The sequence below is a fragment of the Rhodanobacter sp. AS-Z3 genome (genome assembly GCF_029224025.1).
Classification (GTDB): Bacteria; Pseudomonadota; Gammaproteobacteria; order Xanthomonadales; family Rhodanobacteraceae; genus Rhodanobacter.
This window is the reverse complement of the sequence record NZ_CP119392.1, coordinates 2,368,752-2,388,560: the sequence shown is the minus strand read 5'-3', so window position 1 is coordinate 2,388,560 and position 19,809 is coordinate 2,368,752. Positions and strand designations below refer to the sequence as shown.

At 64.0% G+C, this 19,809-nt stretch carries 21 protein-coding genes; all 21 read right to left on the bottom strand.

Annotation, left to right across the window (positions count from 1 at the left end):
• Positions 1-16: 16 nt before the first annotated feature.
• The gene (locus PY254_RS10645) at positions 17-1,216 is read right to left on the bottom strand and encodes a hypothetical protein (protein ID WP_281012020.1); all 1,200 of its coding nucleotides are present in this window, start codon (positions 1,214-1,216) and stop codon (positions 17-19) included.
• Positions 1,217-1,218: 2 nt separating this feature from the next.
• On the bottom strand, positions 1,219-4,329 hold the full coding sequence (locus tag PY254_RS10640) for a phage tail length tape measure family protein (RefSeq protein ID WP_281012019.1): 3,111 nt from the start codon (positions 4,327-4,329) through the stop codon (positions 1,219-1,221).
• A 5-nt stretch (positions 4,330-4,334) separates the two neighbouring features.
• Positions 4,335-4,469: a hypothetical protein gene (locus PY254_RS10635; protein WP_281012018.1), complete on the bottom strand. Its 135-nt coding sequence runs from the start codon at positions 4,467-4,469 to the stop codon at positions 4,335-4,337.
• Entirely contained in the window at positions 4,469-4,954 is a 486-nt protein-coding gene (locus PY254_RS10630; protein ID WP_281012017.1) for a DUF6631 family protein, read from the bottom strand. The genes PY254_RS10635 and PY254_RS10630 overlap by 1 nt, the downstream gene beginning before the upstream one ends.
• A complete protein-coding gene (locus PY254_RS10625) occupies positions 4,954-5,727 on the bottom strand; it encodes a phage tail tube protein (RefSeq protein WP_281012016.1) in 774 nt (257 codons plus the stop codon). Before PY254_RS10625 ends, PY254_RS10630 begins: the two co-directional genes overlap by 1 nt.
• Positions 5,728-5,765: 38 nt before the next feature.
• On the bottom strand, positions 5,766-6,017 hold the full coding sequence (locus PY254_RS10620; RefSeq protein ID WP_281012015.1) for a DUF7210 family protein: 252 nt from the start codon (positions 6,015-6,017) through the stop codon (positions 5,766-5,768).
• Entirely contained in the window at positions 6,014-6,673 is a 660-nt protein-coding gene (locus PY254_RS10615; RefSeq protein ID WP_281012014.1) for a hypothetical protein, read from the bottom strand. The genes PY254_RS10620 and PY254_RS10615 overlap by 4 nt, the downstream gene beginning before the upstream one ends.
• Positions 6,674-6,705: 32 nt before the next feature.
• Entirely contained in the window at positions 6,706-6,921 is a 216-nt protein-coding gene (locus tag PY254_RS10610; protein WP_281012013.1) for a hypothetical protein, read from the bottom strand.
• Positions 6,918-7,820 carry an ATP-dependent DNA ligase gene (locus tag PY254_RS10605; protein WP_281015206.1) on the bottom strand — a complete coding sequence of 301 codons (903 nt, stop codon included), beginning with the start codon at positions 7,818-7,820 and terminating at the stop codon, positions 6,918-6,920. The genes PY254_RS10610 and PY254_RS10605 overlap by 4 nt, the downstream gene beginning before the upstream one ends.
• A 104-nt stretch (positions 7,821-7,924) precedes the next feature.
• Positions 7,925-8,395, bottom strand: a complete 471-nt coding sequence (locus PY254_RS10600; protein WP_281012012.1) for a hypothetical protein — start codon at positions 8,393-8,395, stop codon at positions 7,925-7,927.
• Positions 8,388-8,690 (bottom strand): head-tail joining protein, encoded by a 303-nt coding sequence (locus PY254_RS10595; RefSeq protein WP_281012011.1) that lies wholly within the window; start codon positions 8,688-8,690, stop codon positions 8,388-8,390. Before PY254_RS10595 ends, PY254_RS10600 begins: the two co-directional genes overlap by 8 nt.
• 85 nt (positions 8,691-8,775) lie before the next feature.
• Complete coding sequence (locus PY254_RS10590) at positions 8,776-10,671, bottom strand: phage major capsid protein (protein ID WP_281012010.1); 1,896 nt, start codon at positions 10,669-10,671, stop codon at positions 8,776-8,778.
• Positions 10,672-10,765: 94 nt separating this feature from the next.
• On the bottom strand, positions 10,766-12,361 hold the full coding sequence (locus PY254_RS10585) for a phage portal protein (protein WP_281012009.1): 1,596 nt from the start codon (positions 12,359-12,361) through the stop codon (positions 10,766-10,768).
• Positions 12,361-12,906 carry a hypothetical protein gene (locus tag PY254_RS10580; RefSeq protein ID WP_281012008.1) on the bottom strand — a complete coding sequence of 182 codons (546 nt, stop codon included), beginning with the start codon at positions 12,904-12,906 and terminating at the stop codon, positions 12,361-12,363. Before PY254_RS10580 ends, PY254_RS10585 begins: the two co-directional genes overlap by 1 nt.
• Before the next feature lie 32 nt (positions 12,907-12,938).
• The gene (locus PY254_RS10575; RefSeq protein WP_281012007.1) at positions 12,939-13,235 is read right to left on the bottom strand and encodes a Mor transcription activator family protein; all 297 of its coding nucleotides are present in this window, start codon (positions 13,233-13,235) and stop codon (positions 12,939-12,941) included.
• A 5-nt stretch (positions 13,236-13,240) separates the two neighbouring features.
• The gene (locus tag PY254_RS10570) at positions 13,241-15,154 is read right to left on the bottom strand and encodes a phage terminase large subunit family protein (protein ID WP_281012006.1); all 1,914 of its coding nucleotides are present in this window, start codon (positions 15,152-15,154) and stop codon (positions 13,241-13,243) included.
• The gene (locus PY254_RS10565) at positions 15,151-15,768 is read right to left on the bottom strand and encodes a primase-helicase family protein (RefSeq protein WP_281012005.1); all 618 of its coding nucleotides are present in this window, start codon (positions 15,766-15,768) and stop codon (positions 15,151-15,153) included. The genes PY254_RS10570 and PY254_RS10565 overlap by 4 nt, the downstream gene beginning before the upstream one ends.
• Positions 15,765-16,355 carry a hypothetical protein gene (locus PY254_RS10560; RefSeq protein ID WP_281012004.1) on the bottom strand — a complete coding sequence of 197 codons (591 nt, stop codon included), beginning with the start codon at positions 16,353-16,355 and terminating at the stop codon, positions 15,765-15,767. The genes PY254_RS10565 and PY254_RS10560 overlap by 4 nt, the downstream gene beginning before the upstream one ends.
• Positions 16,356-16,739: 384 nt before the next feature.
• Complete coding sequence (locus tag PY254_RS10555; RefSeq protein WP_281012003.1) at positions 16,740-19,139, bottom strand: DUF5906 domain-containing protein; 2,400 nt, start codon at positions 19,137-19,139, stop codon at positions 16,740-16,742.
• Positions 19,140-19,318: 179 nt separating this feature from the next.
• Positions 19,319-19,648, bottom strand: a complete 330-nt coding sequence (locus tag PY254_RS10550) for a hypothetical protein (protein WP_281012002.1) — start codon at positions 19,646-19,648, stop codon at positions 19,319-19,321.
• Positions 19,645-19,782, bottom strand: a complete 138-nt coding sequence (locus PY254_RS10545) for a hypothetical protein (RefSeq protein WP_281012001.1) — start codon at positions 19,780-19,782, stop codon at positions 19,645-19,647. Before PY254_RS10545 ends, PY254_RS10550 begins: the two co-directional genes overlap by 4 nt.
• Positions 19,783-19,809 lie beyond the last annotated feature (27 nt).

Here is a 19,809-nt window from a genome sequence, read left to right as displayed (position 1 = left end):
GCTGGTCTCGAAGGTATTAAACATCGGGCACCACCGCTTGCCAGCCGATGGTTGACGTGGCGGCGCCGTCCTGATCGGTGACGTGATCCAGTTCGGCGTCGTCGCTGCCCAGCGTGCACAGCGCCATGAAGGAAACTTGCCGAATGCTGGCCGGCGCGATGCTGCTGCTGGAAAGCGCGGCGCTCAGCGTGAGGATCTCCGTATTGCCCGATTCCAGCGCATTGGTGATGCGGCGATACAGCACGGTGCCGTCGACCAGTTCAATGCGCACGTCGGTGCGGTTGGGCTGGCTTTTGCCGAACTTGGTGTAGCCGGCCCACTCCACCGTCACCGATGTGCTGCTGGCGCCGATGGTAGCCACCGGCAGCAGGTCGGCGGCGAAGCTGGGTACCCAGATCGGCACGCGGCGACCATCCAGCGTGTACAGCAGCGAGCGAAACCACGTGTGCTCGGCGCGGCCGAACAATGACCAGTGGCTTTGCTGCACGCGCAGCGCCAAGCCAGGCAGGTCATGCACCACGGGAAACGCCACGCCGTAATCCACGCTTTGCAGCAGGCGGCTGTAGCTGCTGGTTGGGCTGGTGCTTTCGTCCGGGCGCACGTCCAGCACCAGGTGGCCCAGGTACATCGTGGGGCTGGCCAGCAGCGGCCAGTCGCACGGCTCCACGATGTCGAACGTGAGGTTGCGCTGGCTGACGGTGTCGCTTTTCAGGGTTTCTTCGCCGCTATCCTGCACCCGGGCCAGCCGCAGCGGATACAGCCGCGCACCGATCGCGTAATCCGCGACGGTGTTGGCGCTGAGTGTCAGATGATCGGACGCGACCGTGGTGACGGTGACCACTTCCCACGTGTTGACCGCGCTTAACAGCAGCGCCTTGCCGCCGGCCACGAAGTCATAGCCGTCCGTGACGCACGGGATGGAAGCCGCGCCCGCTGCCAGTGGCGCGACCAGCCATTGCACGTCGGCCCAGATCGGCAGCTGCCACAGGCCGCCGTGGCCAGCCAGCAGCGCGTCGGCCGCTCGGCGGCACTGGTCGGTTGCCAGCACCTGCATCGCGAAGCGGCGGCGCGGCAGGCTGCGCAGGCTGCGGTGCTGGGTGACGGCGCTGGCACTGGCCTGCATCACATCCGTCGACCACGACAGCACTTCCTGCACACCGGCCGTCCAGTCCGGCGGAATGGTCCATGGCACATCGGTGGTATCGGAGAAACCCACGGCTACCACTTCGCCCGAATGGCCGTGCCGTTTTCACCGGCAATCGCTACCACTGCTTTTTCCATCGCGGGGTGTTGCGACAGGCGCTGCAGCAGCTGGTCTTCGTTTTGCACCACATACACGCGCATGTTGTTGGTGGGCGCACCGGTTTTTTCGACGGTATTACGCGGCATGCCGGGCGTGGGGCCGCGCGGGAAATCCGCTGCCGAGGCGAAGGCACCGACTACGCCGCCGTCGGCGTACCCAATCATGCCCAGACGCATGGCTTCGACCATGCCGACGCCGCCAGCACGGGCGATATCCTTTTGCGACCACACCACTTCGCCTGCGTGCACGGTGCCGGCCGGCTGGTCAACACCACCCGGGCCGGTGTAGCCGCCTTCGCGGTAGCCGGCGGTCAGGCTGCGAATGCTGCCGATCAGGCCAATCCCTTCGGCGGTCGCCTGCGCGATCAGCGGGATGTTTTGCGGCCAGCCTTTGTCGATGGCATGGCTGATATCCATAAACATGCCCACGGTCGCTTGCGCGATAGCGGCGGCCTTGCTGAGTGCAAACGCCGCACGGTAGGCCTTGCTTTGCTCACCGAAGCCCTGTTTGATAGCATCGGCAGCCGAGGCAAACGATGATGTGATGCCCATCAACATCGCCTGCTGACGCGCCTCCTGAATGGCCTGAACCTCCGCGTCGTTTTCTTTCTTCAGCGCATTTTCTTTGGCGACGAAATCCGCATCTGACTGCTGTTTTGCGTCGTGGAATTTGTTGAGCGCGTCAAGTTGTTTTTGATAATTTTTCTGCTGATCCTCCAGCGCCCTGTCGGCCTTGTTCACTTCACCGAACGGACCACCGACAACAGCGTCAAGGCCTTTGTAGTGGAGGGATTTCGGGATGTTGGCATCGACAATGGCACCGGCCGTGTCGTCGTGTTCGCGCTGCGTGATCGTTCCACGGGCCAATTCATCGTTGAGCTGTTTGAGTTGGGCGAACGCTTTGCCAAGGCTGACGTTGTCGACATCCTTGATGCTGTCGCGCAACTTTTCGTAGGCATTCCTATCCTTGTCGGCTTCCTCCGCGATCGCAGCATCACGAACGGTTGCCGCTTCCGCGATGCGAGCATCTCGCAAGCCATTAATCATGGCGATATTCGCGTTGCCATGCGTCTTTGCTTCTACTGCCAGTTTGTTGGCGTTATCCACTTCCTTGTTATAAGCAGCCCAGGCGGCGGCAGTCGGATCGAGCTTGCCCTGCAGACTCCCAAGCCCCTCGATGAGCTTCTGCAGCGCGGCATCGGCGGCCTGGTCGATGCTGGCTTGCGACCGGCCGCGAGGGCCTTTGGACCCCTTGTCCATAGCGTTGATGTTGGCAAGGTCTTTGTCGTACTGGCCACCGGCATAGCTGACGTTGCCATCTTCGGCGATGAAACGCTGCACGCCTTTGAGTTTTGGGTTGTTAGGATCGGCACCGCCCCACAGATCCGTGTACGCCTGGTTGAGTTCCTTGATTTTGTCCTTGACCTTGTCGGCCTTGGATTCCATGCTCTTTTGCAGCGCGTCTAGCTTGGCGTCGGCCGATACCGCTGCTGAGTCGAGCCGCTTTTGCGTGCCATCATCAAGAGCTTTGGCTTGCACGCCCTGCGCGGCCTTTTGCGCAGCCTGCAGTTCCTTATAGGCCTGTTGAGACGCCGCAAACAAGTATTCCTGCCGGTCTTTGGTCGAGCTTCCCGTCAGGCTTGCCTGATAGGTGTCATATACCGAGTTGTACTTTTCCAACGCGGCCCGAAATGTATCGAGTTCGGTGGTGGGACGACCAAGATTTTTCGCCCAGTCGAAGAGTCGGCTGAACCCGTTGTCCGTGGAAAAGCGGTCCACGAACTTTTCGTACCAGCTCATGTGTGAGCGGAGTTCGTCGAAATTCTTGCCGGTTTCGTCGGTGAATCGTTTTGCTAAAACTTCCAAGGCGCCAAACTTGTCGCCGGAATCCTGCAGCGCCTTGATCTGTTCGTAGATCGTGGTGTTGAGGATGTGGTATTGCCCATCCAGTTCCATCGCTGCTTTGACTGGATCATCGGCAAACTTGCTGAATTGCGCTACTACTTCAGCGGCACTTTTGCCGGTGACGGCTGCCATGTCAGCCGCCGCCTGGCCCACGGATTGCAACGACTCGCCCGTGAACTTTCCGGTGGCAATCAAACCGGTGAGAATGTCCCGCGCCTGGCCAGTTTTACCGCTGACAGCCCCCATGCTGGCGGCCAAAGCATCGATCTGACCCACAGTTACGCCGGCATAGTTTCCTGTGACGACGATCGCTTGATTTATTTTTTCTTCTTCTTGGTATCCTTTTTCCAACGCGACCGCAAACGCGCCGAGCGAACCAACCACCGCGCCAATGGCCAACCCAAGCGGGCTGAACAACAGGCTTATAAAGCCGGCCTGGTTGGCCAGCGTAGTGCCGGTGCTGGCCAGCCGGCCCCACTGCCCGGTCGAAATATCCTTGATCAGCCGCCCCATCTCCAGCCGCGTTTGCTGGGTGTTGAGGCTGAACTTGTGCATGCTCTTGGCAGCGCCGCCGATCGACAGCCGGTTGGCGTCGATCACCGCCTTGAAGCGGGTGTAATCCTCCATGCCCACCACGCCGGCTTTGCGCATGGCATTGAGCGAGCGTTCCTGTGCGTCGAGCCGCGCCATGGCGTTGACGGTGGGGTCGATCTGGCCGGCCAGCTTGGCCATTTCCGTGCGCTGGGCCGCCAGCGCGGCGGTGCGCTCGAGCGTCGCGGTGTTGGCGGTGCCACGGGCCGACTCGGCATCGCGGTAGGCCTGCGCCGCCGCGCCGGCACGCTTGTGCGCCGCGGCCTCGGCGTCCATGTCCGCGATGACTTGCTTGGACTGCTGCGCGGCGCGTGCGGTGGCATCAAACGAGCGCGCATTGGCATCGTCGCGGGCCTTGAGCGATTGCGCCAGTGCGTCCACTTTGGCAGCAGTGGTGTCGGCGGTGTTGCCCAATTGCTTGGCCGCCGCATCCCCCTGCCCCAGTTCAGTGGTGAGGCCTTTCAGACCGCTGATCGCTTCCAGCAGGTCAGCCCGGACGCGCAGTAGCAGTTCGTAATCTTGGACGGCCATGCGCGTTATTCCGGTGAGTTGCCCAGCTGCTTGAACAGCTCTTGCGCCGCGGTGCCGCCGGCCTGCGCGGTGGTTCCATCCACCAGTGCCTGCTGGCGTTTACTGCGCGCCAATCGCTTGGCGGCGCGGTAATACAACATCAGTTGACGGTACGTGTAGTTGCCAAGTCGGGTGGCGTCGTGTCCGGCATCGACGAGTGCAGCGAAGATGTCGGACCAACGATCGCCTGCACCTCGCGCAGCTTGGCCAGCTGCACGCTTTGCAGTACGCGACGCAGAAAAAAATCCGTGTTCACACCCCACCACAACAGCATCAGCTGCTCGCCACTGGCGGCGTCCAGCCCTTGCACCCAGCTCTGCGGCTGGTCGCAAGCGGCGGCGATGAGTTGCAACACGGCATCTGCCTGATCACCAAAGGCGGTGCGCAGGCTGTCGATGTCGTGGAAGTTGCCGGCCAGCGCCACGCCGGCCATGGCGTCCACCAGGCCGGCAATGGGCGCGGACAGGTGCAGCGATTCCACGAAGCTGTATTCGCGCATCACCACCACGCGATCGGCGATGGTGGTGGTGCGCTCGGGGAACAAGGTGGCGAGATCGCTCGCGCCACCGGCAGCAGGCTGTTCCATTACACACCCACCTGCGTGATCCGGCCGTACTGACCCAACGGACCGTTGGCCGGCTTGCTGCTGTCCAGCAACGCCTGCGCGGTGATCGCCAGGCCGGCGGTGTCGTTGCCGGTGGTGATGTGCATCAGCTCGGTGACCACCGACGGCGCCACCTTGTAATACTCCGCGATCACGCCGGCGTTGCTCTGCGCCAGATTGATGCCTTCGTACAGCACCGAGATGTCCGGCTGGGCGGCGGTGAAGATGCCGGTGTCGGTGCGCTTGGCGTAGCTGTAGGCTGCCTTGAACGGCTGCACGTACGAACCGATATTGAGAATGTCGATGCGGCCGAACGTGAGGTCGACGGTGTAGTCCACGCCTTCCACCAGCACCAGCGGCGTGGTGGGCGTGGAGTCGCTGATCACCAGTGCACTGATGCCGGGGTGCGCCGTGCGCACTTCGTCGCCAACGGCCACCGTGGCGCCCAGCGATTCCGCCGTGGCGGTGCCACTGACAACGGCGATGTTGGTGCCAAACAGCGCCTTGGCTAGGTTCTCCGGGCGAAACTCACTGAAGGTCCAGTCCAGCGCCAGGTCGCGCTGGTGCGGAATGTTGCGGGTCAGCGAGTTGTTGCCGCTGTAGCTTTCGCGGTGCTGGATCATCTGCGTGGTGGGCTTGGCGCTGAACGCGCTCACGTCGCCCACCCAGGCCCACGGGCCAAGGATGCCGGTAACGGCGTCACGCACCGCAATGGACAGGCGACCCTGGCCGTAATAGAAGTTTTCGAGGCTCATGGATATCTCTCCGGTCGTGCGGGGGTGGGTGGCAAAAATCAGTCGGTGGTGGGCGAAGGTGCATCGGTTTCGGTGCTTTCCATAGCGGCGGCAGGCTCACCTGCCACCGCGCTGGCTTCGCTCTCGGGGGGGTCATTTTTTGGGGCGCGGCGCTGCAGGCCTTGCTTGAAACGCGCCACGCCCGCGGTGACCAGGTACTCCGCGTCATGCTGTGGCACGTCCAGCTCGGCGCCCTTTTCGTAGGGCTGGCCGGCGTGGGTGTGGGGCTGGTCGAGGATGATCTGGGTCATGGTGTGATTCCCAATTCCTTGCGTAGGTATTCATCGACCTTGCCGAGCGCAAATTCCGCCAGACGCTCGGGCCGGCGCCCATGCTTCAACATCTGACCGACGCTGAGGCCGTAGACGCCAAGAAGCCGAGGGGTCTGTCGCTGGCCAGCATGCCAGCCCGTTTTTGGCGTGTACGTGCTGCCCTCGGGATCGCGTTGGAGTACCAACATGGCGCCGTTTTTTCCGCGGGCGATGAACGTGCCAGGGTGTACCGTTTTCGCCGCGCCACGACGTGCAGACCATTTCGCGCCCAGCCCGCTGTCGCCGCGCAGGTGAAGCGCACGAGGGGCGGCGTATTTGAGCCGGCTGACGCGTGATACCAAACCGGCACCGCGCACGCGGCTCCAGGTGGCGCCAAACTCGATCGCATTGATGCCGCGCGACTTACCAACCAGCTTGATGCCGTCCGGCGTGTTTTGCGTACGGAGCCCCTGCGAAATGCGGCCAGCCCGGAGGTTATATTCCAAGCCGATATCACGTTTCGCTTCAGTGCCGAGACGGCGGCGCATTTCTGCCAATGCGTGCTCTTGGGCACGCAGGATGCGCGATGGAACGGCCGACATGGACTGTGCCGCGTCAAGCGCGCCAGTCAGTTCAATGCTCAGTGTGGGGTTCATGCCCCCTACGTTGCAGCACTTTTCGGAAATGATTAAGGCAAAGCGTTTCCAGCCGCCAACTGTTCCAGCGCGTACTGCACAACGTATGACGCCGGTGCGCGGCTTGCATCATTGGCCAGGTAGGAACGCATCGTGCGCGGGTTCACGCCAAGCAAGGCGGCGGCTGCGGCTTGCGAAAGCCGCGCCCGTGCCAACAACCCGCGCAGGTAGGCCGGGTCTGGATTGTGGTGGTGTGCATCTGGCTTCATGCGGCGCGCCGTGGTGCATCCTTGTCCAGTCGCCGGCAGACAAACGCCGGATGGCGCATGGACCCGCTGGGAAGCTCTTCCTGACACTTGACCTCTACGATACCGCCGAGCAGTTGGCATGCATCAGACATCCCCGCTGCCTGCCATTTCAGGTCGCGGCTGTACTGATACCAGTAGTCATCGCGCTGATCACTGGTGAATCCAGACGCGATGCGCACCTCGACGCCTTGGTGGTCGACGATGAGCCCGCCCAGCGTTCCGGCCTGACGGCCGGTGCCTTCGAATGCACCAACAACTGCAACATCGAACGTTTCACGCGGCTTGATTTTCAACCATGCCTGACTGCGGCCGGCCGCATAAAATGCCGAAGGGTTCTTGACCATGACGCCCTCCCAGCCAGCGGCCAGTTGGCGGCGATAGATCGCCTCGACTTCGCCTTCCGTGTGGGCCGATTCGCTGGCCACCAGCTGCAATGTCGAAGGCATGCCAGCAGCCCAAGCCTGTTGCAGCCGCTGACGGCGGGCGGCGTAACTGCCGTGCTCTTGCAAGGAACAAGCATGCACGTCCACCAGCGCATCAAACACATGCAGAGTCGGCGTTTTGTCTGGCGGCGCGACACCACGCAGCGCGGCCAAGGTCTGCGCGAAATTGCCGGCGGTGAGTTCACTATCAATGATCACCACACCCGCACCGACTGGTGCGGCCAGCCTGCGGGCCAACTCAAGCACGCCGTGGTTCAAGCTTTCCATGTGGCTGATCAGGTTGCCGTTGCGGGTATGCAACTGCACCTTGCCGGCGGCCAGGTCTACTTCAGCAAGGCAACGAACGCCGTCAATCTTCGGCTCGACCTGGACTGGCCAATGGGTAATCGCAGCGGCCTGATAACGATCGGCAAGCATGACGGAAAAAACAGAATCGGCGGACATGGTGGTCACCTTTTCAGCGCATGGTGCGCTGGTATGGGTTGACTATAACAGGGCTATTTGCCCTATGCAAGCGACATTTATCGAAAATATCTCGTCACAATGCGCGCCTGCATGATGACCACCGCCATGCCTTCGGGCCGGTCGAGAATGGCGATATCCGCCACGTGCACGGATGCCTGCTGCAGGTTCGGCGATTTTTGCAGCAGACGGCCGTAGGCGATCATGCAGTTGTCGATGTCTTCGATGATGCTGTGGATCTGCTGCTGCGCGTCGTCGATATCAGTGCCGATGGCAGCTTCCACCAGCAGCCCGAAATCACGCACGCCCTTGCCGGGCCGCTCGAGGTCGAGGCCGGCGCCAGTGATGGATTCGCTGTAAATCATCAGCCCCAGCGCATCGGTGTCGGTGCGCTGGTTGTCAGTGGTCCAGACGTTGTTGCCCACGTCGGTGAGGTAGCCGTTGGCCACGGTGATGGTGGCCAGTTGCACGGCCAGCGCCTGGATGATGGTCCAAGTGCGCGAGGCGGTGGCGACCAGTGCGTTACCCATGCATCACCGCCTGCACGGTGTAGCCATCGTCAATCAGGATTTCGTCGACTTTGCGCATGGCGCCGCGCACGGTGATCTGGTCGGCACGGGCGGGCGACCATTCGGATTTGATGAAGGTCAGTACGCGTTTGTTGCCGATGATGCGGCCGTGCTGGCCCAGCGTCTGCGCGCCGTCGTCGACAAGGCAGCGGGTGATGACGGGTGCGTCGGTACCGCGCACGATGCTGCACTGTTCGGCAAACTCGCCAAACAACTCGTCATCGAGCGCATTGAATTCGGGTGCTGCTGTGGTCATGACTGGGCCCCGCACACGCGTGCCACCACCCGGCATGGCGCCGGGTGGTGGGCTTGTTCGCGCTGGCAGGCCAGTGCTTTCATGCTTACGCGGTGAGCGCGTCGATCATGGCGGCGAAGCTTTCCGGGTGGCGCACCGCGACGTCTACGTCCTGGAAGGCGCGAATGACGACGGAGCCGGAATCGCCCTGGCTGTACGGGTCCACCTGCAGCTCCAGACCGCCCCACATGCCCACGATCAGGTCGGCGAAGTTGCCGAAAATGATCGAGCTGCAGTTACCGGTGCTGGTGCCTTTTGTGCCGTTGCTGGGCACGGCGTTGGTGACGCCCACCTGATAGCCGTTCAGCGGCGTATTGCCGTCGGCCCAGATGGCATCGCCGTTGCTGGTGGGGAACTTCTGCGTGGTCTTCAACTTGCCGCGCACACCGGCGTTGGTGAGGTAGCCGAGGCTGCCCACGTCAGCATTGGCGATGGCCACCGCGGATTCCAGCCCCACGATGTTGCCCCACGTCGGTGCCAAGCCGTTGGTACCACCCACCACCGAGCCAATGCCCGACTGGTTGAGGATGCCCATGGGGATCGGTGCCGAGCCGCTGCCGTTGATGGCGGCCTGCTGAATGCCCAAGCCGACGATGGTGGCGAGGTCGTTGCGGATGAAGCTTTCCACGTCCAGCGAGCTTTGCAGCAGCAGCTTGCGGCTGAGCTGGGTGCGCGCCATGCCGGTCTTTGGCGTCATCGGCACCTGGCCGATGGTCTGGCCGGATGGGCTGCCGGTGCCGCTTTCGGAGACGAACGCGAAGGTGGCGCCGCCGGTCTGTTTCGGGATGGCGATGTTGCCGACCAAGCCGGTCAGGTAACGCGCACCCATGCGGTTGATGACCATGGCATTGCGCAGCAGGTCGATGAAGCTGCCGGTGAGCAGGTTGGTGGCCACCAGGTTGCCGCCGGCACTGGCGGTACCGACCACCATGTTGTCGGCACGCTGGTTGTGCTGCAGCACGTCGTGCGGAATCAGCAAGCCCTTCACCGAGCGGTTCTGCTTGTCGGCCGCCGCGCTGCTGGCTTCGAATTCGAAGCGGGCCGCTTCCTGCGCACGTGCATCCTGGGGGTTGGCCAGTGCGGCCAGCGCGCGGGTGAAGCTGTAGTTGCGCACTTCGCCGGTGGTGAGGCCGATGTTGGCGGTGGGCAGTGGCTTGGTGGCCACCAGCTCCAGTGCCTTGGCGCGGAACTGGTCGGCGCTCCAACCGCTGCGCAGGGCTTCGCTGGCCAGCTCGCGCACGTCGTACGCCTTCAGCTGATCGGCCATGCCGGTGATGTCGGTGCTGCGCTTGCGCTCGGCTTCGGCGCCGCTGCGCTCAGCGGCGGCGGTGGCGTTCAGGACAGCATCACGCTGCGCGGCTTTGACGGCTTCGGCCGCTGCGATTTCTTCAGGGGTCATGCGAGTCTCCGAGATATTCTTGAAAGGGATGGATTCGGTGCTGCGGCCAATGCCGGCCTTGGTGTCGGCGGGTACGGCCACCATGGAAATTTCGTACGGCTCCCAATCCATCACCCGATAGGTGCCCACACCGTCGGTTTCGGACTCGAGCTTCGCGTCGTGGATCTGGTAGCCCACCGAGACGTTCTGACGGATGCCGTCAACCACATCCTGGAAGACCTCATTGGCACGGACGCTTTTCCCAAAGCGCACCACGGCGCGGGCAACCTTGTCCGCACCGATCTGTACCGATTCGATAACGCCCACCTGATCGCGCGGGTCGTGGTCCATCAGCAGCGCGCCGCCACTCTTGAGGCGGTCCAGGCGCATGCTGCGGGCTTGTGTGTCGAGCACTTCAACGCCCCAGTAGCGGTCCACCGGCGTTTCGCTGGCAAACGCCAGCGTGACGGTGCGGGCGGCTTCATCAACCACGGCGCGCTCGCTGCCGATGCGCAGCAGGCGCTCGCCTTTGCTACCGGGTTGGAGTGCTGCGGGCGTGGTCACATGGAAATCCTCGGTGCGGTGGTGTGCGATGGTGAATTGCAGGTTGCAGCGGTTTCGGGAAATGGATAAGGCAAAGCGTTTCCGCGCGGCGGGCTCATTCGTCCGACGCATTCAGCGCATCGACAAGCGCCCGCAACCGCCCGCTGGCGCGTGATTTTTTGGCCGTCTGTTTGCCGGCGGCGTCTTGCTTGCCGGCGTCGTTGCCGGATTCCTTCACAGCGCTGGCCACGGTGCCGGTGGGCGCGGTGGTGCCGGTGAGGGTGACGCCCTTGGCTTTCAGCAGGGCCTGGAAGCGGGCCATGTCATCGATCACTTCCTCGATGTCGCGGCCGGTTTGCGCGGCGATCTGCTGCGGGCTGGCCAGGCCGTTCTCGATGGCCAGCACGCTGGCGGCCATGTCTTTGAGCGGGTCCACCCACTGCCAGCGGCGACCCTGCCACTGGTGGTCCATGAATTTGGATTTCTTGGCCAGCGGCAAGGCGCTGCCGTTGTTCAGCAGGATGGCGCCGCGCAGCAGTGCCATGGTCAACCACTCTTCGTACACCGGCACCAGCAGGTTGGTGATCAGCCAGTTCTGGATCACCATCCATTCGTCGCGCTCTTCCAGCGCACCACTGCGGATACTGCTGTAGTTGACGCTGCTGAGGTCGTTGGCAAGGCTGTGATAGGCCACGCCTATGCCGCTGGCAATGCCGCGCAACGCCCCAGCACAGAACGCTTCGAACTGCGCGTGGGGGTACTCCGGGTTGAAGGTGGTGAGCTTGTAGCCGGGCGGCGCGAAGTCGAAGTGGCCGGGTGTGGCTTCGCTGAAGTAGTCGCCGCTGCCGGGGGTGGCTTCCTCCGCGCCGGGTGGCGGTAGGCCGTCCGGGGTTTCCCAGACGCCCATTTTTGCGGCGCCCACGCGGGCGGCGATCACGGCCGCCTCGCGGTAGCCGTTCAAATCATTCATGCGGCGCATGGCGGCGTGCAGCCACGGGATACCGCGCGACTGCTCGTCTTCCATGGCGATGTAGCCGTGGAAGATTTCCTCCGCCGGCACGCGCTCGCGCACCCGGCTGGTGCTGGGCGCTTCGGTGGGGTGGCGGTTCCACAGGTGGTAGGCAACGGGCTTGCGCCACACGTCGATTTCCACGCCCATGATGACGGCGTTGCGGCCATCGGCGGGCCATACGTTGTAGATGGTGTCCAGGCGATCCACGTCGAGCAGTTGCAGCTGGTAGCTGAAGTCGCCGGCGCCGGCACCGCGGCGCTTGCGGATCAGGAATTCACCGTCGCGGGCCAGGGCTTCGACGGCGGCGCGGCAGATATCGGCAAAGCTGCGCTTGCCGGTGACGTCGCACTGATCCGGGCGGCTCCACTTCCAGAACGCGCTTTCAATGGCGCGATTCGCGCCGTCGTCCATCTTGCCGCCGGGGTCTTGCGAACGTACCTGCAGGCCGAAGCCTTCCGGGCCCACCACGTTGTTGCGCACCAGGCGCCGGAACTTGGCGCCGTATTCGTTGTTTTTGAACAGGTCACGGCTGCGCGCTCGCAAGCGGTCCAGATCCGTGCGCAGCTCGGCGTCGATGGCGTAGTTGGTGGTGCGCCACGACATGGTCAACGCGTTGACGGCGGCGCCGTCGAAACTGCGCGCCGCGGTGCGCGGCGGCGGCGGTGGCGTGCTACGGAAGTGGCGCAAGAATTTGAGCATCACAGCACCGAGTTGATGCGATGGCCGTAGCGGCCGGGCTGGCTGACGTTTTCTTCGCGCATCACGTCAACCCGGTAGCGATCGCGCAGCTTCAGCAGGTCGGCGATGGGGTACCAGGCGATTTTGCGGCCGTTGATTTCCATGCTGCCGGCCACTGGCGCCTTGGTTTCCAGCCAGGTTTCGATGCTGTCGAGCACCTTGCGGGCATGGGTGCGCAGGTCTTGCCCGGCGGTCATCACGGACAGGTTGGGCGCCACGCGCAACACGGTGATGCCGATGGTGTGCCGCTCACCGGCCAGCGCGACATATTCCTGCACTTTGTAGGTGCCTGGCGTCCATGCGGCGGTGGTGCCGGCCGGCACGCTGATGGCGAAGTTGTCGCCGTCGGCGGTGGCGCTGAAGTTGTAGGCGGTGGTCAGCCCGACCAGCGTGTACGCCAGCACCCAGCCAGCGCTGGCCGGGTAGTCCGGCAGGGACCGCGACCAGATCGCGGTGTCGCCGGCGGTGAGGCCGGACGGGATGCTGTCAGCGGGAGTGGCGGTCATGCTGGGCAGGCTGACCGGGTTTATGGAAACGGTTAAGGCAAAGCGTTTCCTGCGTCGATGGCCACGATTTGCTGCACCCGCTTCACGCTGATGCCGTGCCGGCGCGCCAGCAGTTCGATGTGTTCGCCCTGGCGGTAGGCGTCGCGGATTTGCTTATCGCGTTCGGTGAGCTGCGCCTTGCCGCTTTCGCCCACCTTGGCGATGTAATGGCGCTCGCCGCCCCAGTCATCGCGCACTTCGCGCTCTACCGCCTGGGCGACCTTGGCGGGCAGCTTGGCGTGCAGGCCAATGCGCTGCAGGATGTCGGCAACTAGATCGAGATGGGCCATGGTGGTTACCAGTTGGTAGCGAAGCTGCCGCGGCGGCGCGGGGGTGTTCCACGGGGAACGTTGGGTGTGGACGGCTGGACGTCTGTTTCGTCGGCGGGTGGCTCGCCCTTCCCTGTGACGCTGGCGAACAGCCGCGCTTCGCGTGCATCCCAGTCCGCTTTGCTCAGACGGTGCAGGCGCAGCTCGGGGCTGTGGGCGGCGGCGTAGCTGTACACCCAGGTATCCAGCGGTTCGTTGCGGGCGCCGCCTTTGCGTTTTTCAAAGCGGTTTTTGGTGGGGTTGTAGGTTTCGCTGACCAGCCCGCCGAAGTATTCGGGTGGCAGTTCGTCGCTCAGGTGGATCAGGCGGGTGTCGATGGGCTTGTCGGCGTCGACGCTGAGGCGGGCGTAGAGCCAGTGCTTGATGCCGACGGTGCCGACGTGGTGGATCATCACGCCGCGCTTGTCCGTTTTCTGGCGCCAAGTGACGTCGACCAGTTTGCCTTTGCTGAGTACGGGCGCATTGTTGGGCACGGCGCCGAAGATGCACAGCGGGCGGCGGATGCGGCGGGCGCGCACGAACGCTTTGACGTCTTCGGTGCGGTGGCCACCGGCGTCGATGGCGGTGCATTCGACGCGGATCAGCGCGCCGGTGGCGTGCTCGATGCCGCGGTTGAGCAGGTCGGTGAGGTCGTCCCACACTTTGTCTTCGGCGGGGTCGCCGGGCAGTTCGATGTAGTCCAGCGTCCACGCGGCCATGCCGCGGCCCCAGCCGGTGATGTGCACGGCCAGGCGGTTGTCTTGCGTGTCCACGCCGGCGGTGACGGCCAGCACGCCCAGCGGCGCGGTGCGCAGTGCCCACGGTTCGGCGCGATCGGCGATGACGTTGTGCTTGACGGCGCGCATGGCGGGGTCTTCCCACGGCTCGGCCAGGCGGTCGTTGACGAAGGTTTTGAGGCGGGCGGGATCGTTTTGCGCGGCACGCCAGCTGCGCACCAGATCCAGCCAGCGCGGGCCCAGGCCGATGGGGTAGTACAGGCAGTTGATGGTGTAGCCACGCATTTTGCGTTCGGGGTGTTCGGCGATCCACCTGCCGCCGGCGATGAGCGCGGTTTTCTGGTGCTCCTCGATCACCACGCCGCATTCGCGGCAGGCGTACCAACACGCGCTGGCGTCGGGCGCGTAATGCAGGCCCGCCCATTCCAGCGGTTGTTCGTGGCCGCAGTCCGGACAGGTGATGTGGTAGCGGCGCTGGTCGCTTTCGTTCCACAGGTATTCGATGCGGCTGGTGCCCTGCATGCCAGGTGTGCTGATGTACAGGCGCTTGTAGGTGGCCGGGAACGCGCTGGTGCGGCCGTTGAGCATTTCCACGGGGTCGTCGCCGCCGATCAGGTTGCCGGCGAATTCGTCGAGCTCATCCACGATGAGGGTGCGCACGCTGGTGGACTTCAGGCGGCTGGGGCTGCCGGCGTGCTCCAGGTAGAGCTGGCCGCCGGCGAAGTCCTTGAAGGTGCGCGTGTTGCTGCTGTCGCGGCTGGCCACGCTGGTGAGTGCGCGCTGGGCGGCGGGCGTTTCTTCCAGCATGGGGTTGAGCTTTTGCGCCACCCACTTGTCGCGGCCCACTTCACCGGGCAGGCAGACCATGACCGGGCCGGGGTTGTGGTCCATGGTGTAGCCGAGGCCGTTGACGGCAATTTCCGTTTTGCCGAACTGGATCGGGAACATGCACACCACGTCTTGCACGGTGCTGCGGGCGCTCATGCAATCCATCGGCTCGCGCAGCGGCGGGTTGCGATGGGTGCGCCAGCGGCCAGGCTCCGCGCTGCCCTTCGCCGACAGCACGCGCTCCGCATCGGCCCACTGGGAAACAGTGAGCGGCTTGCGCGGCGCGATGGCGCGGGCAATGGCGGCGTGGATGCGCGGGGCGGCGGCGGCGGTCATGCGGTGCGAAGCATGCTCACAAACATGTCGGCGGCTGCATTGATCGATGGCTGATTCTCTTCGCCGAAACAAACACCTACACCACAGTCGACGCAGCCCCATTGTTCCTGCTTAGTGCCATGCCCTATGCCGAAGGGGCCAAGCGGGTTGGCGCATCGCACGCAGCGATGACCCATATGAGCCGACCAGCCGTAGATCCGTTCGTTTTGTTCGGCCGGAAAGTTGTAGTCGAGGCTTGGAATGTCTCGATATAGCGGAACCTTTTCCCAAAGATCGATGACGTCAAAGCGCCGCCCATCGCCACACTCCCACTTCGAGCTGGTGCAGAAAATGAAACTCGGCGTGTATATCTCCAACGGGGCATGGACCTTACGATTGATCGTTATTTTCGGACTGCTGATTAGCCCCTTGATCTTAGAAAGACAGTGTTCCATGGCAGGAACCTCGTCGACGATGACGACTGCCTTCCGGTGCAATGATTCAAGACCGAACTGCTCATAAAGTTGTGACCACGATATTTCCGTAAATGGACCCAACGCTGCGGCGATCGCACGCGCACGGGTGTTCTTACCGGAACCCTGCGGCCCTGTGATGATGGTTGCTTTTGCGTTCATGCATTCACCTGCTTGCTGAGATTGGAAAACTGCCGCGCCGTTTCTTCGAGCGCGTGCTCGATGGCTTCGGCGAGGATGGCGCGGGCTTCGCCTTCGTCGTGGATGGCGGCGAGCTGCGGGCCCAGCACGTTGGGCAGGCCTTCGAGCCTGGCGCGCAGCTGGGTGGTGGCGGCGGCGACGGCGGCGGCGACTTCGCCGGCGTCCATCAGCTTGCCTTCGGCGATGAGGTTGTCGCGCTCACCGGCCAATGCCTTGGCCCGCTCATTGCGCTCACGCCAGTGCTGGAAGCCGGTGCTGGCGTGGGTGTCGTCGTCGGGCTCGTTGGCGGGCGGTGGCTGACCACCGGCGGGCGGGGCTTCCCCCTCCCCCGCCGATGCTTGCCGCGCAGCGGCATGACGTGCCACCACGCCGGCTTTGCTGGGGTCGGCGGTGGCGACCAGGCGCTGCTGGCTTTCCAGCACCAACACGCGCTTGCCATCCGGCGTGAGCACCAGGCGATCAGCGTGCCGCAGCGCGGTGACAGCCTGGGGCTTGACGCCGAGGATCCGGGCGAAGCCGGCGAAGCTGGCGGTTTCTTGCCCGGTCATGCCCTTACTCCCTTCACCACTACTACTTTTTTTCCAACAACGTGTTGGGGTAGGTAGTTGGCGCGCACGCGACTGTGCGGCATGGCGGCGAGGTGTGCGGGTGTCTGTGCGGCATGTTGTGCGGCAACGGATGGCGTAGCGGTGCGGGTGTGCGGCATGTGCGGCATACCTGCGGGGGCGCACACGCGCCCCCATGTGCGCAGGCACGCATAGGCGCGGGTGGGCGTCTGCGCGGGGCATGCCGCACATGCCGCACAGCCTGCAAAAGCGCGGATTTGATACCGCACAGGATGCCGCACACTATGCCGCACATGCCGCACAGATTGGGCATTAAGTGAACTGAAAAGTGACTTGCAGTTCATTTTCTTGGCGTCGGGAAAATGGTCAGTCATAGTTGTCGCCCTTGTAGACGCCGACGGATTTGCGGAAGCCGGCGATCTGTTCACCGAGCCACGCGGTTTCGGCTTCGCCAGGTGGGCAGGCGTCGGCGCCGAGGTAGAGCACGCCATGCGGCCCGCGGGTGGTGCCCATGACGTCCACGTAGCGCTTGCGGGCGCTGGTGACCCGGCACTTGCGTTCGATCGCGTTGATGAGCTTCGGCTGGGGGCCGGCACGGTGGCCGGTGCGCACGCACCACACGCGGTAGAGGTCATACACGTCGGTGGCCAGCGCGGCCCGTGGGCGCACGCCGTTGAGCTCACCGGCGACCAGCTCCTGGTAGAAACGCACGGTGCTGTCCAGGCTGAGGTTGATCAGGTCAGCCTTGGCGTCGGTGTAGGGCGGCAGCGTGCCGGCGTTGAAATCGCCGGTGTCGCGGTGGAGCAGGAAGTGGTGGAGCGCTGCCACGCCGCCGTTGGCGATTTCATCGAACACTTCGGCGTAGAAGCTTTGCGCCAGTTTTTCGGGCGTCCAGATGACGGCATGGCGGCGGTCGTCTTCCTCGACGACGACCGGCATGGTTTCGTTGCTGAGGAAGACCATGTTGAGGTGGTTGCTTTCCCAGTAGCTGGGCAGGCCTTTGGGGTTGATCAGGATCTCGGTGCCGGTGATGAGACCCTTGAGCGCATTCTTGATGTGGTACAGGTCGGAGCGGGCGACGACTTCGTCGGCGATGATGAACAGCTTGCGGCTGGCCCATTCGTTGAAGCGGTCTTCGACGGCCTTCTGATCGATCACCCGACCGTAGCGCCCGTAGATCGCCATGATCGCTTCGAAGAACACGTTCTTGCCGGTGCCCTGCGGACCATGCAGCACGATGGTGGTCTTGAGCTTCACGCCATGGTGCTGCAGCGGATACGCCAGCCAGTTGAGCACCCAGTTGTAGAGGGTGGTGGGCGCACCATCACCGCTGCACATGTGGCGCAGCAGTTCGAGCAATTTGTCGCAGTTGCCTTGTGTGGGTGACGTTGGCCAGCCGGACCACAGGTTGCACTTGATGTTGGGATCGGTGCAGGCGGGGTCAAAGCCCACTTCGCGCACGCGCACGATGCACCGGTCGGGGTGTTCGGCCCAGCCACGGTGCAGGTCACGTGCCAGGCAGATGTCGCGCATGTCGCCCATCTTCACCAGCTGGTGTTCGGTGCGATCGAACACGGTGCTGTCGTGGCCGTAGATGAGCGCGTACCGCTCGAGCAATTCGTCGAGGGTTTCGATGGGGCGCAGATCGCCATTCCCCTCCCCCCTCTTGTTGCGCAAGCGCGAGCCTTTCGCGCCCGGCGTCCACGACAGCTCCGACAGGCGGGCCTCGAGCTGGGTGCGCACGACGTGCAGACCTTCGAGCGCGTGGAGGTCGTTGAAGTCGCTGAGCTTGGCGCCGCGTTCGATGAAGGCGTTGTGGCGGCCGTTGGCATCAGCAAACACGGGCACGACCCAGGCGCCGTTGACTTCCAGCGCCGTGCTGCTAGCCGCGACCACGCCGGTGTTGGTACGGCCGTGTTCTTTGGCGCAGGCGGGGCTGCCGCAGGTGTTGCCGTCGCGGTACGGCGACAGGTCGACGCGCGTGCCGCAGTGCTGGCATTTGCCGAAGACGTCGTCATCGGCGCAGATCAGGATCTTCGCTTGCTTGTAGCGCTTGTGCAGCGCGGTGGCCACCGGGCCGATGTTGCCGGCATCGAACGCGACCGCCACTGGCAGGCCGGTGGCTTCGTGCAACGTGGCGGCGGTGGCATAACCTTCGGCGATCAGCACCAGCCAGGTGGGCGAACCGATCAGGTGAAAGTGGCCTTTCTTGGCCAGCCCGGCCGGCCAGAAGTCTTTGTCGCGGCCGTTCTCTTTCTTCGGACGGATGATCTGCAGGCCGTGGATCTTGCCGGCAGCATCCAGCATCGGCACCACGCACGCGCCGCTGGGTGAGAACCGCAGGCCGTGCGCTTGCACGCCCTTGCGGGTGAGGTAGTCGGATTCGCCAGTGGGGTTGCACTTCGCCCAGGCGGCGGCAGCCTTGTCAGCAGCGCGGGCTGCAGTGCGCGCGCGATCGGCGTCGACACGCTTGCGGTCTTCGGCCTGGCGCTTGCGGATCGCCTCGCGCTGTTCGGTGGTGAGCTGTGACGACTTGCTCAGCGCGACCTTCATCGCGCCGTTGTCCTGCCCACGCCACACGCCGAAGCTGCCGACGATCAGCAGATCACCGGTGCCCGCCTGCAGTTCGTGGAGCATGTACCAGCCGCGCTGCTCGCGATCGCCCTCGATACGACAGCGCACCATGCGCCCGATCTCGAGGTGATCTACCTGCAGGCCGATGCCGCGCAGCTGGTCCAGCACGTCGCCGTAGTTGCTGGCGGCCATTCAGTAACTCCCCAAGCCACTAACTACACGGTTTCTGCGGCCGTGCCACCCGCATGTGGGCAGCGACAGGGAGGACCCTGAACGGATTGTTAATGTTTCATTAACTTCGCGTGAATTGGTGCAGGGCCGCAAATCGTGCCCCGCGCCGCTGCCGTTCCTCACTCGGGGAGATGGGGCGATCATGCTGACGCCCTCGCCCAGGTGAGGTCACGCAGCACGTCGGCCAGCGATGGACCATCACCGCGCAACACATCACCGAACAGCGTGTGCCGGGCGTACGTGACCAGCAGTGCGTCGACGCATGTGGCCAGCAGTTGCGCATCGGCACGTGAGCCGACGTTCACCACCGCGATGGCGCCGAGTGGCCAGCGGAACACACGCACGCCCTGCGCCTGCCATGCGCGTTCACAGATCACACCGGCAATCCGGCGCGGGTCCGTGCCCGCTTCGAACAGCTTCACGCCTGCCTTACCCAGCCCGTCCGGTAGCAGCTCCGACCAGTCGGTCACCCGCGCACCTTCAGATCCAGTTGCGGTTGTCGTGGCTGGTTCAGCGCGTCCAGGTTGGCACGTGCCTGTGCCAACTCCTGCGGCGTGCAGCCCTGCTCTAACACGCGTCGAATGGCGTCGATGGTTTCGATCACCGTGCGCGACGGTGGTGGTTTGCGATA